The sequence below is a fragment of the Gilliamella sp. B3127 genome, from assembly GCF_026536935.1.
GTDB lineage: Bacteria > Pseudomonadota > Gammaproteobacteria > Enterobacterales > Orbaceae > Gilliamella > Gilliamella apicola_E.
On the sequence record NZ_JAFNNI010000003.1, the window covers coordinates 250,914 to 268,168 of the forward strand.

Here is a 17,255-nt window from a genome sequence, read left to right on the forward strand (position 1 = left end):
ATATGAATTAATCGTGTTTATTTCAGGGAATTATAATCATCACATCCTTTATCAAAACCAAGCGAACAAGCTTGCTTAAAATACCTTTTTGCTAACGCTATATCTTTTTTTACTCCGTCTCCGTAGTGATACATAAGTCCTAAATTATATTGCGCTTCACTATACCCTTGTTCCGCTGCTTTTGTGTACCAATATAATGCTTTCTTTTTATCAACTTTGACCCCATCACCTTCAGCATAAATACTTGCCAAATAATATTGATCTACCATAAACTCATCTTCCTCTTCTTGAGCTAGAGATAGAACTTGAGCTTGAGAATACCAATATAGTACTTTTTCTTTATTAACTTCGACACCAACTCCTTGGTCATACAAATAGGCTAACTCTAATTGCGCAGAGATATCCCCTTGTTCCGCCGCTTTGGTGTACCAATATAGTGCTTTTTCTTTATTGATTTGGACACGATCTCCTTGGTCATACATACGTGCTAAATTATATTGCTCATCACCATTTCCTTGTTTGGTAGCTTTAGTATACCAATCTAGCGATTTTTCTTTATTGACTTCAACACCATCTCCTTGGTCATAGATATATGCTAACTCTAACTGCGCAAAAATATGACCTTGTTCCGCTGCTTGGGTGTACCAACTCCGTACTTTTTCTTTATTGACCTCGACACCATCTCCGACTTCATACATACGTGCTAAATTGTATTGCGCGTCACCATCCCCTTGTTTGGCGGCTTTGGTATACCAATATAGCGCTTTTTCTTTATTGACCTCGACACCATCTCCGACTTCATACAAACGTGCTAAATTAAATTGCGCATAACTAGCGCCTTGCTCAGCGGCTTTAGTATACCAATATAATGTTTTTTCGATATTTCTTTCGAGACCTTCCCCTTTGTAATACATAAGGCCTAAATTATATTGCGCGTCACCATACCCTTGTTTGGCGGCTTTAGTAAACCAATATAGGGCTTTTTCTTTATTGACTTCGACACCGAATCCTCTGTTATACATAGCCCCTAAATTAAATTGTGCATTACTTAGACCTTGTTCAGCGGCTTTAGTATACCAATATAATTCTTTTTCAATATTTTGTACGACGCCTTCCCCATTACCATACATAACCCCTAAATTATATTGCGCTTCACTATGCCCTTGTTCAGCGGCTTTAGTATACCAATAGAGTGCTTTCTCTTTATTGACTTCGATATCCCATCCTATGTAATAATTATATGCTAAATCAAATTGCGCTTGAGCAAATCCAGCTTCCGCTGCTTTTGTTTCCCAATATAGTCCTTTTTCAATATTTTCTTCAACGCCATCGCCGTTGTAAAACATTAGTGCTAAATTATACTGAGCTTCCCTATCTCCCTGCTTAGCCTCAGTATTACAAGCAATAAAAGCTTTATCAAAATCTTTTTGTTCATAATAGGTAGCGCAATGATTAGCGTAAACCGTCGTCGAGAATAATGCAGTTAATGCAACAAGGGGGATGTTTTTCATAAGTTCCCTAAATTTCCTTAAATATAATAATTTTTTTATTTTGCCTACTGACAAGAAAAGAATAGGCTTACTCTCTATTACTCGTTAACAATGTACTTTTAACTGGCTTATGCGTATGTGGAGTTGAAAAAATTGTTAACACGCCAATTATTGGATCACATAAAAATGTCACTATTATTAGAAAAGTATTTAACCATAATATTCCTATAAATATATTTTCTCATTACTTTATATCAAATCCTTAATATTTCCCTTTCTTCAGAAATTAAAAATGCGATTTATTTTTATAGGCAAATAACCTTGGTTTAATCTATTTTTATTCTTATTCATAATAGAGAGCTTAACCTAAATATAAATCACTTTCTTTGAGTCTAAAAAATCTATTTTTATTAAGAATTGTTCAGAAATAATTCATATTAAATGGTTAAATCCAGAATTTACTAAATTAAATGTCAATATAATAAAAATTAGCTTGCATAATTATGATAATGTGGCAGAATTCCCTGCCGCTTCAAGCGGGTAAAAGGCAAAACTATACTTAGTAGTTTTTTATTGTTTTTTGGGACAGAGGAGCAAAAATAAATCATGTCCGCAATAAAAATGAAACGAGTTTTAACCACACCTGCATTAATTGCATTTGGTTTAGCTTATATGGTTCCTTTAGGGATCTTTACCACTTATGGGGAAGTTACCGTTGTCAGTAATGGACACTTACCTATAGCCTACATCATCACCCTTGCCATGATCTTTTTCACAGCATTGAGTTACTGCCGAATGGCAAATAAACTCCCTATTGCTGGTTCGGCGTATACCTATGTACAACGAACTTTTGGTGGAAAAGTTGGTTTCTTAGTTGGTTGGGCACAAATTCTTGATTACCTATTTTTACCAATATTAAATTATTTGGTTTTAGGAATATATCTACATGAGCACTTTGAGAATATTCCAGCCTATGTATTTGTATTAGTATCGATTATGGGTGTCAGTATATTAAATTATCTTGGTATCAAGTTAATCAATTGGGCCAATATCACTTTAAATTTATTTCAAGCGTTATTTATCGTATTGTTTATTATTATAACGTTAATAAATGTTGATTTAACACCCGAAGCGATGCTAAAACCAATATCAGTTACACCAGATGACTTTAGTGGTTTATTTTCCGGAGCCGCCATATTATGCCTTGCATTTTTAGGTTTTGATGCAATAGCGACACTGGCTGAAGAATCAAATGAAGCGAAAAAAACCTTACCAAGAGCTATTATTGGCACCGTACTTATTGCTGGTTGTATATTCCTAGTTGTTTCCTATTGTGCGCATTTAGCGTATCCGCAATGGACTGATTTTGTTGATAATAGAGATACAGCGAGTTTGGATGTAATGCATAGAGTTGACAGCATAAGTCATTTAACCAATATTCTTGGCAATTTTGGTAATGATTTTATATATAATTTCTTCCAAACAGCATATTTAACTGGTGTATTTGCCTCAACAATGACAGCACAAACTAGTGTATCTCGAATTTTTTATGCTATGGGACGTGAAGGTGTATTACCTAAACGAATCTTCTATAGAATTCATCCACGTTTTAGAACACCTTACTTATCAATAATTTTTGTTTCTATTTTTTCATTATTCTCTTTGGTTCTTGATTTAACCTTAGTGATATCGATGATAAGTTTTGGTGCATTAGTCGCTTTTACCTTTGTCAACCTATGCGTTATCAAAAGCTACTTAGGTGGTGAAAGCAAGAAAACAGTGTTGATGCTATTAAAATATGGACTAATGCCTGCAATTGGTTTACTACTTTCGTTGTGGCTATGGACTAGCCTTGAATCGACAGCAATGATGGTTGGATTGATTTGGTTGGCTTTTGGATTCTGTTATTTACTTTATTTAACTCGATTTTTTACAACAACATTACCATCAATTGATCATTCGGAATTGGATTCAATTATCAAAGATTAGATAATTCTATTAGGTCTACTTAAAAGTATTTAGTTCATGCCCTTTAAAAATAATCCCGTCGACCAAGGTCGACGGGATTTTTATTTTTAAGTAATAAAACTTGATTAAAATCGCTTAAAATTATTCACCAAAACCTGTAGCAAATAATTCACGGATTTCATCCATAGCTGCTTTTTCATCTTCACCATCACAGATGATTTCAACAGTTGAACCGCCTTTAACGCCAGCACCAAGTAAACCCATCATACTTTTTAATTTAATAGCTTTATCGTTATAAACAAGTTCAATTGATGATTTATAACGACCAGCTAATTTAACAAGTGTCGTTACTGGGCGGGCATGTAAACCAGTTGAATTTTTTACTACCATTTGCTCTTTTAGCATATTATATGTCCTTACTTATATCTAACGTTAATACGATACCTGTATTTATATCATAAATTCATTTTTTTTGCTCTTTTTTAGCGTTAATTTTTGAAATTTATTCATAACATTCTGATTATTAATAGCTGTTTATTAATAATACTAAAATTACTCTACCCAGAAATATCTCACCACATGGAAAAAAATTGGAGCAGCAAAACAGATTGAATCGAAGCGATCAAGTATTCCTCCATGACCACCTATAAGCCTTCCCCAGTCTTTTACACCCCGATCACGTTTGATAGCAGACATCACTAATCCCCCAAAAAAGCCCAAGAGTGTAATCATTAGCGAAATTAAACCCGATTGCAGAAAAGTAAAAGGCGTGATCCAAAACATACATGCCCCAATAAAACTGGCTGATAAAATACCGCCAACAAACCCTTCTATCGTTTTCGCTGGTGAGACATTTGGGCTAATTTTATGTTTTCCAAATAATTTTCCAAAAACGTATTGCAATACATCTGATAGCTGAACGACGAGTACTAGATAAGCGATTAACAACAGGTTACGACCTTGATAATTTTCGATGTCTAACACTAATAATGCTGGCACACATGAAATACAATAAACCGTAATCATCAATCCCCATTGTACATCCGCTATTCTTTCTAAAAAATTTCGGGTCGATCCTGTAATCGTAGCAAATATTGCCAGAAACAAAAACGCATAAACTGGAATAAAGATACTGAATAGACCATACCAAGCATAAGCGACCAAAATATATTGCACAGGTAAAGCGATACCAAATGCAAAAATTAATGCAAAATAGTCGTAGCGATTAATCGGCGTTAAAATAAGAAATTCACGTAAAGCTAAGCCCGAAACAATAAAAAACAAAAATATCACTGCCAATTGACCTAACCAAAAAGCTCCACCAATAATGGCTACCATCACCCACCATGCATTAATTCGAGCATTTAAATTATCAATACTGGGGGATTTGAAGCGGTATTTTAGAAGCTGACCAATTATCGATGCCACTAACAAAAACAAACCGATGCCCAAAAACAATAAAAATGTATCATATTGATAATGGGACATCTTAATTCTCCTTGTGTGTAATGTTACAAAAAAATCCGTTAATTATTGATAATACCATTAATGACAGCAAAAACGATTAAACAATTTTGTAATAAAAATAAAATTATTTGGAATCTTAACAGCGATAAAACTCCCTTTTGGCGATCATCCACTGTCCTTAATGTTGGAGCATTGATGAGTTTTAAACTGATTAACGCCTTATCCATCGCCAACAACTCATTTTGCAAATGGTCTGAATGATTGGCTAAATATTCAAATAACTTTTTATCAAAAGAGACTCTTATAGCGTAATATTTACTTACTAAACCAAGGAGAAAAATAATCAAACAAAAAATGGTTAAAGCCCCTTCCCCAAAACTTATCAAAGCAACAAAAGCACCCAATACTGATAAAAGCATAGAATAAATATCAATCTGTCTGCTAATTGATAAATAATGACAAAATATCTCCAAATCGGTTTTGCTAATACTATTTTGCAATGGGTCCGAACTTAACATCTCCCTATCCCTTCTTTAATCGTTGAAAACCAATTGGATAAAATCAATTGTTGTTGGTTAGATATAACAATCGAATTCCGACAGGCTTTTACTTTGTTTATTGCTTCTTGTAAATTATTGGCTTTTTTCGTCCATAATAACCACGCAATCACAGCGGTTGCACTTCTAGAATAACCTAAAGCACAACAAACTAATAATTTACCTTGTTGATGATAAAGTTCAATAGTTTTCGCGGCTTGTTGACACTCTTCCTGCGAAAGTGGGGTCATATCTAAAACGGGAATAAGAGTATATTCACCTTTAAAATACCCAATTGGTAACTCGGCGCACAAATCTACCACGGAATTATAATGATTTTGCTTTAAGTTTTGACTGGATGGAATGCGGCCTAAATAAACTTCATCAACGATCAAATCATCAGTTTGATGTCTGATTGTCCATATCCTTGAATTTAGCCACATAATGATAAAATATGGGAAAAAAAGCAAAATAACGGGAAGCTTAAAATGGCCATTTTGTTGTTTTTGAAAGCCTGATGAGAACAAATAATTAGCAGCAACCAATAACAAAGCACCAGCCAACCATATTAGAGCCCATACAGAATAATAGACAACAACGGCCAGTGATAACAAGCTCAAGCCAAAATAAATCAAAGCCCAGCAATAGCTTGACGGTCGATGTTTTATCTGTTTTTCTCTCTTATCCGGCCATAACCAAATACAAAAACACCCAACCCATAATCCAGTTGGAATATCAAAAAAATGATGCTGCCAAGTGGTTAAAACTGAAAGTCCAATTAACAAGCACCAAATATGTAAAAGATAACGACTCAATCCACGAAAATAGTTAGTGTAAAACTGCCATAAAATAACTAATAACGTAATATGTAATGAAGGAGCTTGATTAAATGGCTTATCAAATCCCATCAAAATATCAAACATCAATCCAAAAAATCCGTCCAAAGCCGGACGATCAAAATAGAATTTCAGTGGAAAAAGCAAAAAACAAATAATACAAATGACTTGCGCCGTTAACAGCCGTAAACCAAGAGTCTTAAGAGATTGCCATGAAGATGTTAGTAAAATGGCAAAACCATACATGAGATCGATAGACCAATAAGGAACAATCGTCCATGGCCAAAGTGGAATATTACGCTCCCAACTAAAAAACAGACTCGGTACCCCCTCACGTTGAGACGTAAACCAGTTAGCAAAATTGTAACTAGTAAAAAAGAACACCGATAAACCGACTAACCATATACACTTATAAAAGTTAAGCCGATTAAATACTTTTAGCATAATTAATTCGAATTTCGTTGTGCAAGCGAAACGGTAAAAATACCCCACTGATCTACCAACATGGTAACTTTAGTAAATCCAGCTTCCTCAACTAACTGATCCATCTCAAGCTGAGTCCGTCGTCGCATAATCCATGCTTTCCCTTCTCGATGAGAGGTTAAAGCTCTAGCAATAAATTCAAGTTGAGGATGCCAAGGTTGATTGGTATAAATTAAATATCCCCCTGCTGGAATCACATCGGACAACCCTAACAAAGATTCACGTAATAACTGATTATCATCAAACAATTCATATAAACCTGAAACCACCGCTAAATTAGGTTTTGGAGATAGTTGTGACAGTTCATTACGACTAAATGCATCACCTTTTTCAAAACGGACAATATCACTTAAACCTTGTTGTTCTATGAGTATACGCCCATCACGAATATTGATATCACTATAATCACGTAATAAAACCGAATTTGGTTTATGGGCTATTTGATTAATCGTTTCTAGAATGTAGCGACCATGTCCTGCAGCTATATCAACAATGTTAACTTCATCAGATTGTAGCTTTTCAATAGTTTGCTTTAACAATTGCTCTAAATGGTTTTTGCGTTGTCGAATACCCCTCCAGCCAATAGATTGCAAATAGAGATAATCAAAAAATTGACCTAGTTTAGAGGAACCAGAAGGTTCATTTCGATAAACATAATCTAGTGTACTACCCGAATCAAATCCTGTTTCTAAGCCTAACTTGATACCATCCGACATTTTACCAGCATGTTTTAAGGTCGCTCGAACACACTTCCAATACCATGACTTAATCCATCCAGAAGGCGGTAATGCTAATTTATCGGTTTCCATGCGAGTATAACCAACTCGATCAGCATTTGTTAATACCGGAACATTGGGTTGATTTGCAAAACAGCCTTGTATAAACCGCCTCGCCCTATCGATAGCCATATAACGATCTTTCTCGCCAAACGTATCGTGGTAAAATTTTGGTAAGATATGGAACTCTTTTTGGTTTGTTCCCAAATTATCATAAAAAATTTTCTGCGGTTTACGACGCACCACAAAATCAGAGCCAGAAACGAGTAATTGAGTGGGAACAGTAATGGCGTTGGCATCTTTAACAATTCGATCTGATACCGCATAAAGATCAAGCAATAATCTAACTGAAATAGGTCGAGTAATTAATGAATCTTTATTAAAAGATTCAGCCCGACTAACATCATGCGTTAATAAATTCGGTTTGACATAACTATTTACGAAAAAATTTCCTTTTAGATTATACAGTAATTTAAGTCCTGGCACAGCTAATGGTACATATAACTTAACGCTAAATGCGGGTGATCCTAAAACCAAGGCGCGAATATTTGGCACATAATCATGCACCCAAGCGCTTGCAATTACCGCCCCCACACTTTGGGCGATAACGGCAATATCTTGCATAGTCAAAGAATATTCCTCAATGATATGCTTAATAAAACAATCAGCATCTTTAATTAGCGTGGCAAAATTGGGAGCATCACCACGCTCACCTTCTGATTGACCGTTTCCTCTCGCATCCCAAGCAAAAATATGAAAGTCAGGTAAATCAAGTTCATCAGCCAAATGGGCTACTCGTCCAGAGTGTTCATGACCACGATGAAAAAGTACAATTGCTTTTGAAGCCATTTGATCATTAGTCTCGACAGCTGGCCAATAACGATAGAATAATTGACAACCATCATGACTAATAAATGTTTTTTGCTGCTGTTCACGCATAAGCTAATCCTTGATACTTGTTGATTCTTGCAATCCCTTTCTAACTCTATTAACTACCGTAATTAATAACAAAAAGATAATTAGCCACAATACAGTATTAAGCCAATCAAGTGGTAACAAATAGGTAGAAATGCCTAAACTTATTAGGCTAAAAACAAAAGCCCGATCACTTTTACCCATGGGGCCATCATAGCGTCGTGAGCTACCAATCATCACACCGAGTACTCCAACAAACTCAGTTAAAAAAGATAACAAAACGACTAAAATAACTAAACTGTTATTGACCTGATTCAATTGAGTAAAGATTAATAGTAATACAGAATCAGAAACCACATCACAAATCTCGTTTAAATACGAACCAAGATTTGATTTTTGGTTATATTCTCTTGCTAGCATACCATCAATCGCATTGAGTGCCATCCTAATAAACATCCATAATGGTATTAACGAAAATAACCATAGATGATCTGCAAAATAACCAACAAACATAGCAACTAATATCGACCCAACACAAGCACCTAATGTCACCTGATTGGCAGTTATTTGTGAATCATAGAGCAACTTCACATAAGGACGAAGCAATGCTTGAAAGCGCGATTTTAATTGATAAATAGAAAACATTTTCGTCCCTTTATCCATAATTAAACAATACGTTGTAATTGAGTATACTTTAATGAACTCACCATAAAATGCAAACGGTTAAGCACATTAACTTCACCTGCGCCATCATCAAAATCCAAATAAAGCAAATTAAGTTTTGGATTAAGGTCACGCATACGTTTCTCTACTCCTTTTGAAACAACATGATTAGCTATACAGCCGAACGGTTGTAGACTAATCACATTATTAATACCGTGTTGAGCAAAAGTCATAATACCAGCTGGAATTAACCAACCTTCACCATATTGATTAGCTAAACTAAGAATTTCTTCCGCTTTTGTCGCCATATCGCGAATATTGTGGAATGGTTGATAATATTTAAAGCCCGATAAAATCTGATTAGTTTGATCAATGTACTTCTGCGCTACTTTTTCAAAAAAGTGAACAAAATAAGCAACAAAACTCTTGTTAATAATATAATTATCAACATTACTATCATAGTTAACAAAAGACTGAGCAAAAAACTCGATCATTGGCGGAATAACCGGTTCTATTCCCTGTTCGACTAGCCAATCTATGCTATTTTGATTTCCGAAACCGTTATATTTAACGTAAATCTCCCCAACAATGCCAATTTGAGGGCAATCTTTATTTAAGGTTTCGATTTGATTGAAATGATCGACAGCTTCTTTTAACAGCAAAAAGATCGCCTTTTTGCCTTTATGTTGATTAATAATTTGTTGTAACTTTCTAATATAAAGTTCTTTCAACTGATTAGCTTGTTGTTTATATTTTGCTCTAGGCGCAATCGAATAAAACATCTTTGAAATCGAGTCGGCAAACAGCATAGCAAAAAAAGTTGTTGGTAATGTTTTCAGCCAGTTAAGTTTAAAGCCTGGTTGTTCGATTTCATTAATATTACCGGTACTTAGCGACACAATCGGAATATCTTCATAACCATTACTAATCATTGCTTTCTTAATTAAAGAGAGATAACTACTCGCCCTGCACTGGCCTCCTGTTTGGGTAATACCGATAGCCACTTCATCACGCTGATATTTACCTGAATTTAGCGCTTTAATAATATCTCCAACAATAATAGTTGCTGGATAACAAATCTCATTATTACAATATTTAAGTCCCCACTCGACCGAACTTTTGTCTGGTTTTGGAAGGATTTCAAGCTTATAGCCAGACAAAGCAAAAATTGGAGGTAACAATGGAGAATAAAAATCTGAAATAAATGGCGCCAATATAGTACGGCGCTGTTTGTCTTGCTTAGCAAAAATAGTCGTATTTTTACGCTTAACTATTTTTAATGGTTGTTGATGATTCATACGGATTGATTCAATAATCGAACGCAAACGCAAACGTACTGAGCCAGTTGCAGTGATCTCATCGACACGAATAATCGTACATGTCTTACCTTTGGATTCTAAAATCGCCTTACACTCATCGGTAACAATTGCATCAGGACCACACCCAAAAGAATTAAGTTGCACAAACTGAATATTTTTGGGTTGCTCAGCAACAAAACTTGCTGCTGCATACAATCGATTTGGATAACTCCATTGTGAACAGATTTGTAACTCTGGCGATAATCGACTGATCTCACCCAATACGGAATCCTCGGTTATGACATCACAACCTAACGCATTTAAAATCTCAGGTGTTTTATGATTAATTAAACTATCGCTATGGTAAGGTCTACCCGCTAAAATAAACACATAACGACCAGTCTCTTTAGCATTATTCAACACCTCAACAGCTTTTTTATTCAGTGACTGTTTATATTCAGCTTGAGCAACTAGTGCATCTGCAAAAGCCTGACTCGCCACTTTTTTAGGAATACCGAGCGACATTAAATAATTGATACATCCTTTTTTCAGTAACTTCTGATCACTAAAATTAATTACTGGATAATCCAACGGCACATTATATTTCGTCTTTGGATTGATCGCGCTATTTACCACCTCAGCATAACTACTCACAATCGGACAGTTATAACTATTAATTGCATTATCAAAATGGTCAGACTCAAATACCACCATCGGCATAAAAATGCGATCAACCTTCTGCTCGATCAACTCCAAAATATGGCCATGAACAAGTTTTGCAGGAAAACAGATGCTATCTGACATCACGGTACCTGCCCCTTTCTCATAAAGATCATATGTCGAATAGGGTGAAAGCGTCACATTTATTCCACTTCTAGTTAACAACGTATGCCAGAATGGAAAATTTTCATATTGCCCTAAAACACGAGGGATTCCAATATGGAGTTTAGCGTCAACATTATGCGTATTAGCTCTATCGAATAACAATGCATTCTTATAATCAAACATATTAAATGCATTTTTATTTTGATGCTGATTATTGCTTAAAAAACGCTCGCACTTATTACCGGAATAATAACGTTGACCATTAGCAAAGCGATAAATCATAATATCGCAATTATTCTCACACCCCTTACAACGTGAAGGTTTAGCTTTATTATCTTCAGCTTTTTGTAGATTATCTAAGCCAATAAACTGCGAAGGGGTTTGATTATTTATATAATGATTTTTCGCAACTAGCGCTGCACCATAAGCCCCCATCAATTCAGGAATATTGGACGTAGCGATTTGAGCACCAGTTAACTGCTCTAAAGCACGAAACACAGCAGGATTCTTAAAAGTACCACCTTGAACCACAATATGATCGCCAAGCTTACGCATATCATGAAGCTTAAGCACTTTATGAATCGCATTTTTAATCACCGAAAAAGCAAGTCCAGCTGAAATATCGCCAACAGTCGCATTTTCACGTAGTGCTTGTTTCACTTTAGAGTTCATAAATACCGTACAACGCGTTCCTAAATCACAAGGATTATTGGATTTACACGCTGCATCAGCAAAATCGATAGTATTGGAATTAAGGGATTTAGCAAAAGTCTCAATAAATGAACCACAACCTGACGAACAAGCTTCGTTAAGCTCAATATGATTTACCACGCCATTGGCTATAAAAATGGCCTTCATATCCTGACCGCCAATATCCATGATGAAACTCACCTTAGGATCGATATGTTTAGCCGCGGCAAAATGAGCCATTGTCTCAACCAAACCATCATCGATGGCAAAAGCTGCTTTCAACAACTCCTCACCATAACCAGTAACACCAGTACGAACAATTACAATCTCTTTACCAGATGCCTCAATCTCATCCTTAAGTACCGTTAACCCTTTAATTAATGCCTTAATTGAATGACCATTATTGGGGGCATAATAGGTAAAAAGTAGCTCATCATTCTCACTAATTAGCGTAATCTTAGTCGTTGTTGAACCACTATCGATACCTAAATAAGCGTTTTGCTTTTGATAAGAGGTTAAAGCTAGGCGAGGAATTTCGATATATTTGCGTTTTTGTTGCCAATCATTAAATGATAGCGATTGGTTAAATAACGGTTTTAAGCGAAAAGATTGATTGACTTGAATCTTATTTGACGCACTTAGCCTATCAATGAAATCATTGATAGTAAGTTCACTACGTTCAATAGCATGGATTGCCGCTCCCCAAGCCGACAATAACGTAGGATGCTCTGTAGTAACAATTTGTTCCTCATTTAACTTTAACGTTTCTAATGCGGCTTTGCCTAAAGTTGGAATAAATGAAAACGGCCCGCCAATCAGCATCACTTTTGGCACAATATCATAACCACGCGCTAGCGTATTCACTAACTGAATACAAACTGCATGTAGAACAGAGTATGCAATATTTTCTTTGGAAACATTACGGCTAATTAAATTTTGCACATCGGTTTTCGCAAACACACCGCAACGAGAAGCGATTGGGTAGACTTTATCGTGTTTGGTTGCAAGCAGGTCAAATTCCTGCACAGGGGTATTAAGTAAAGTTGCCATCTGATCGATAAAGGCACCGGTTCCTCCAGCACAGCTCCCATTCATACGAATATCGGGCGGACGATCAGGAAAAAAGAAGATCATCTTACTATCTTCCCCACCGATATCAATTAGAGTTCGCACCTCAGGATATTTTCGTTGTACCACTTCCGATGCTGCTACAACTTCCTGAATAAAAGCGATACCGGCCTTCTCAGAAATCCCCATCCCAGCAGAGCCTGTCACCTTAACCGACACTATAGCATCATCACCAATCTGCTGTTTAATTTCATCTAAAAGGGATAAAGCGGTATTAACAATATGGGTGTTATGACGAACATAATTGGTATAAATAAAATTATCCTGTTCATCGAGTACAACACACTTAGCTGTTGTAGAACCAACATCCAATCCAAGCCTATATATTTTTGGCATAAACAAACTCACATTTTGCAAAATTAGACTTAACCAATAATAGGATTACAAATAATTATTATTCTTCTTTTATAAAATTATTATAGCGAAATCTTTCAGATTTTTAATCATTTTGTTAGGGAAATGACATTTTGGATGTTTTGAAGAGGATCAATATCGAGTTATACTTTCTCTAGCCCTTGCTTAGCGATAGCAATTACATTCTTCAGATCGACACCTTGTGCTTTTGCAGCAAAAATACAACCGCAATAACATTGACGATAAACATCGTACTCCTTACAAAGTTCGATAGAACGCTTATAACCATTATTCTTTTTGAAATCGGAAGGTAAATAATTAACTGAAAAAATTTCCTGAATTTCGAAACCAAGTTGGTTGATTTTTTGACTATTCTTTTTAGGACTCAGCGTTAACGCACTAGCAAAATAATCAAAGCCCAACTCTTGCGCCTTAATCGCCGCCAAATCTAACCGCATCTTATAACAAAGATGACACCGCTCACCACCTTCTGGCGCATCACGCAAATGCTCTACCTGTTTAATAAACTCAGCCGGTTGATAAGGTGCTTCTAAAAACTGCACCTGGTTGCCAGTCTTTTGATTAAAGTCAGCAATAAACTTCTGTTGAACGACACTGCGATACTCATATTCCACGCGGGGATGAATATTTGAATTGGCAAAATAGATCGTGATATCAGCATACTGTGCTAAATATTCCAGCACATAAGTGCTACATGGTGCACAGCAACTATGGATTAACAACTTAGGTCGAGCCGATGCCAACTGCCAATCAGCAATCACTTCTTTTAAAATTGAATCATAATTCACTTTATTATGAGGATTTAATTTTTCGAGAATATCTTTGGCGTTGATTAACATTCGAACTCTTTAACGTTTGCTTACATGATTAATGGAAATTAAGGCAGCTATAATATAGCGAACTGAAAAAGCGTTCAAGTTTAAGGCGAAAAGATCGCTTTTTGGAGAAAATTAAAGCTTCAAAAACCCCGCTCCTCAACTTTTTTTTGTGATTATCTCTTCTTATCTCAACATTACTTTTTAAACACTTAAAAAAGATTTATGCCCTTTACTTAATTATGTATTGAAATTTTACTATAGCTAAATCATATTTTATATGGATCAAGTTTGATCTTCACGCAGTGAAATCATATAAAGATAAGCTATCTTTTTACATAATCACTATAAGTATGTAGTGAAAATTTTATCCTTTTATAATATGGTGAGTAAGATTTAGTTACTTAGAAAAAAGCATCTTCTTCAAGCACCACTTATAACAAGTTCTCTAGAGAAACGGCAATAAGCAGCACTAAAATTACCTAATCATTTAATTTTTAATCTTAAATATCATAGATTAAAGAGACAATGCACTGACAATGTTGAGTATTATATCAATTAAAATTGATAGCCATTTTTTTAAAACATAATTTCATATTTATCACATAAAGGCGTTATAATAGCCACAAATTATCGAATAAAATTTTAGGCCTTAAATTGGATGTTCTAAGTCGATTGAAGAATCTTCAACTTTATAAAAAACGACGTTCAAACAATGTGCTATTCTGGCGCGAAATATATCCTTTAGCAATGCCAATTCTTATTGAGAATTTGTCCGTCATTTTAATGGGTATATTCAGTACATTTTTAGTAAGTTGGATTGGTAAGGCCGAGATGGCTGCCGTCGGTTTGGCCGAAAGTTTTAATATGATTGTGATGTCCTTTTTTATGGCGGTTGCACTCGGAACTTCCGTCGTAGTAGCGTTTAGTTTAGGACGACATAATCGTAAAAAAGCGGTAGTAGCAGCAAGACAATCTATTACGCTATTAGTAATAATCTCAATTTTACTATTTTTGTTTGTTGAGTTTTCAGGGTATTGGATTGTTGAGATTATTGCCGGTAAGGCTGATCCTGAAGTTAAGGAATTAACACTAACCTTTCTAAGATTAACCGTTTTAGGTTACCCCGCCCTTGCCTTTATTTTAGTTGGTTGTGGCGCTTTGCGTGGCGCTGGCAATACTAAAATTCCAATGTATTTAAATATCCTTATGAACATTCTGAATCTATCGATTAGTTATGTACTAATTTATGGTGCTTTCGGTTGGCAAGGACTTGGGTTTATCGGTGCAGGTATTGGTTTAACTACATCTCGTTATTGTGGGATGTTTTTTATTTTGTTGGTGTTGACCATCAAACCAAGCCGAGCATTATTTATCCCACTTCGCAGTTATTTTCATTCATTTAATGGTAAGATACTGATTGATATTTTAGGGATTGGTATTCCGGCTAGTGTTGAGTCGGTGATGTTTAATATTGGAAAATTACTCACGCAGACCTTTGTTGCTGGCATGGGCACATCGACTATTGCGGCAAACTTTATCGCGTTTTCAATTGCTGGATTGCTTAATTTGCCAGGTGGAACACTTGGCGCAACCTCAACCATAATTGTTGGTAAACGCATTGGTATGGGGCAAATCTATCAACCAACACGGCAACTTAAGTATATCTTTCATTTAACCAGTTTATTACTCTGCTTTTTAGCGTTTTTATCCATTCCGTTTGCTGGATTATTAAGTTCGCTCTATACCGATGATCAGGAAGTTATCGAAATTTCCAAACATTTACTTTGGTTTAATGCCTTATTTACCCCATTCTGGGCGTCATCCTTTGTTTTGCCATATGGTTTTAAAGGGGCGAAAGATGCTAGCTATACCATGTGGGTCGCTATCGGCAGTATGTGGATGTGCCGTATTGTAGTAGGCTATATTTTTGGTGTTTATTTCGGCTTTGGTGTGATTGGTGTTTGGTTTGGTATGTTCTTAGATTGGATCATTCGAAGCATCTTCTTTTATCATCGACTTATCAGTGGCAAGTGGCTTTGGCGTCATCAAAAGCGAATTTAAATCAAATTGACCTATTGACTCTGAATCAATTGAACAAAAAGCACTATTAATTAATTCATCTAAAAAATCTACCATATCATTACTCATGTTATGGTGCTAAGATATTCATCAATACCTTTAGGTAATTGTAAATCCTTTAAAGCTTTATATTAAAAAACGGTCTGTTAATGAAGCATATATCACGCTCAGTTAGCAGTTTATATAAATATAATAAGGAGATAAAAATGAGAGTATCGTCAATTGCTATGCTAGTTACTTTCGGATTAGCAAGCTCAGCCGCTCTGGCGCATAGTGCCGACCAAATTATCATCCGTGGTGGTCCTGTCTATGTTCATCCTCAAGATAAAAGTGATCATGTTAAAGTGGGTGGTACAAAGAGTGATCTTAAGGCTAAAGCCGATAATGACACGCAACTAGGCCTGAATTTTCAATATATGATTACTGATAATTTTGCTGTTGAATTATTAGGTGCAACACCTTTTAGTCATCAAGTTAAACTTGGCGGTGGTAATTCTACTGGTTTATCCGGTGCTCATTTAGGAAAAATTAAACATTTACCACCAACATTGAGCGCACTGTGGTATCCGCTTGATAGTAGCTACGAGTTCCAACCTTATGTTGGCCTTGGTGTTAACTATACTTTCTTTTTTGATGAAAAACTTAGTGGTGAAGCTAAGAAAGCAGGCTTTCATGGCTTAGACTTGGATAATTCCTGGGGCTGGGCTGCACAAGTAGGTGCTGATTATTCTTTAGATGATAATTGGCTGATTAACGCGCAAGTCCGTTATATCGATATTGAAACTAAAGCTAAAACTCATTTAGGTAATACTAAAGTCACGGCAAAATACGAACTCGATCCTTGGGTTGTAATGCTCGGTGTCGGTTACAAGTTTTAATCATAAAAAAACCTCTCATATGAGAGGTTT

Annotated in this window: 12 protein-coding genes; 3 read left to right on the forward strand and 9 right to left on the reverse strand. The window is 35.6% G+C overall.

What is annotated here, in order from left to right; all coding sequences use genetic code 11:
* Nucleotides 1-17 precede the first annotated feature (17 nt).
* Entirely contained in the window at nucleotides 18-1,511 is a 1,494-nt protein-coding gene (locus J3U00_RS07020; RefSeq protein ID WP_267332002.1) for an SEL1-like repeat protein, read from the reverse strand.
* A 585-nt stretch (nucleotides 1,512-2,096) separates the two neighbouring features.
* Between J3U00_RS07020 and J3U00_RS07025 the strand changes: the two genes are divergently transcribed.
* Nucleotides 2,097-3,479 carry an APC family permease gene (locus tag J3U00_RS07025; RefSeq protein WP_267332003.1) on the forward strand — a complete coding sequence of 461 codons (1,383 nt, stop codon included), beginning with the start codon at nucleotides 2,097-2,099 and terminating at the stop codon, nucleotides 3,477-3,479.
* Between the two features lie 120 nt (nucleotides 3,480-3,599).
* On the opposite strand, the gene J3U00_RS07030 is transcribed toward J3U00_RS07025, so the two are convergent.
* The 8 genes from J3U00_RS07030 to J3U00_RS07065 all read right to left on the reverse strand — a co-directional run bounded on the left by J3U00_RS07030 (nucleotide 3,600) and on the right by J3U00_RS07065 (nucleotide 14,289).
* Complete coding sequence (locus J3U00_RS07030) at nucleotides 3,600-3,863, reverse strand: HPr family phosphocarrier protein (protein WP_065734887.1); 264 nt, start codon at nucleotides 3,861-3,863, stop codon at nucleotides 3,600-3,602.
* Between the two features lie 147 nt (nucleotides 3,864-4,010).
* Nucleotides 4,011-4,946 (reverse strand): phosphatidate cytidylyltransferase, encoded by a 936-nt coding sequence (locus J3U00_RS07035; protein WP_220226125.1) that lies wholly within the window; start codon nucleotides 4,944-4,946, stop codon nucleotides 4,011-4,013.
* Nucleotides 4,947-4,984: 38 nt separating this feature from the next.
* Nucleotides 4,985-5,443 (reverse strand): hypothetical protein, encoded by a 459-nt coding sequence (locus J3U00_RS07040; protein ID WP_267332004.1) that lies wholly within the window; start codon nucleotides 5,441-5,443, stop codon nucleotides 4,985-4,987.
* A complete protein-coding gene (locus J3U00_RS07045) occupies nucleotides 5,437-6,741 on the reverse strand; it encodes a phosphatase PAP2/dual specificity phosphatase family protein (RefSeq protein ID WP_267332005.1) in 1,305 nt (434 codons plus the stop codon). Before J3U00_RS07045 ends, J3U00_RS07040 begins: the two co-directional genes overlap by 7 nt.
* 2 nt (nucleotides 6,742-6,743) lie before the next feature.
* A complete protein-coding gene (locus J3U00_RS07050; protein ID WP_267332006.1) occupies nucleotides 6,744-8,495 on the reverse strand; it encodes a bifunctional alpha/beta hydrolase/class I SAM-dependent methyltransferase in 1,752 nt (583 codons plus the stop codon).
* 3 nt (nucleotides 8,496-8,498) lie between these two features.
* Nucleotides 8,499-9,116, reverse strand: coding sequence for a CDP-alcohol phosphatidyltransferase family protein (locus J3U00_RS07055; protein ID WP_267332007.1), 618 nt, complete (start codon nucleotides 9,114-9,116; stop codon nucleotides 8,499-8,501).
* Between the two features lie 20 nt (nucleotides 9,117-9,136).
* Entirely contained in the window at nucleotides 9,137-13,411 is a 4,275-nt protein-coding gene (locus J3U00_RS07060; RefSeq protein WP_267332008.1) for an acyl-CoA dehydratase activase-related protein, read from the reverse strand.
* A 161-nt stretch (nucleotides 13,412-13,572) separates the two neighbouring features.
* Nucleotides 13,573-14,289, reverse strand: coding sequence for an epoxyqueuosine reductase QueH (locus J3U00_RS07065; RefSeq protein WP_065734181.1), 717 nt, complete (start codon nucleotides 14,287-14,289; stop codon nucleotides 13,573-13,575).
* 633 nt (nucleotides 14,290-14,922) lie between these two features.
* Between J3U00_RS07065 and J3U00_RS07070 the strand changes: the two genes are divergently transcribed.
* Together J3U00_RS07070 and J3U00_RS07075 are read left to right on the forward strand one after the other, a co-directional pair.
* Nucleotides 14,923-16,329 (forward strand): EmmdR/YeeO family multidrug/toxin efflux MATE transporter, encoded by a 1,407-nt coding sequence (locus tag J3U00_RS07070; RefSeq protein ID WP_065563498.1) that lies wholly within the window; start codon nucleotides 14,923-14,925, stop codon nucleotides 16,327-16,329.
* Between the two features lie 224 nt (nucleotides 16,330-16,553).
* Nucleotides 16,554-17,225 carry an OmpW/AlkL family protein gene (locus J3U00_RS07075; RefSeq protein ID WP_220226131.1) on the forward strand — a complete coding sequence of 224 codons (672 nt, stop codon included), beginning with the start codon at nucleotides 16,554-16,556 and terminating at the stop codon, nucleotides 17,223-17,225.
* Nucleotides 17,226-17,255: the final 30 nt, after the last annotated feature.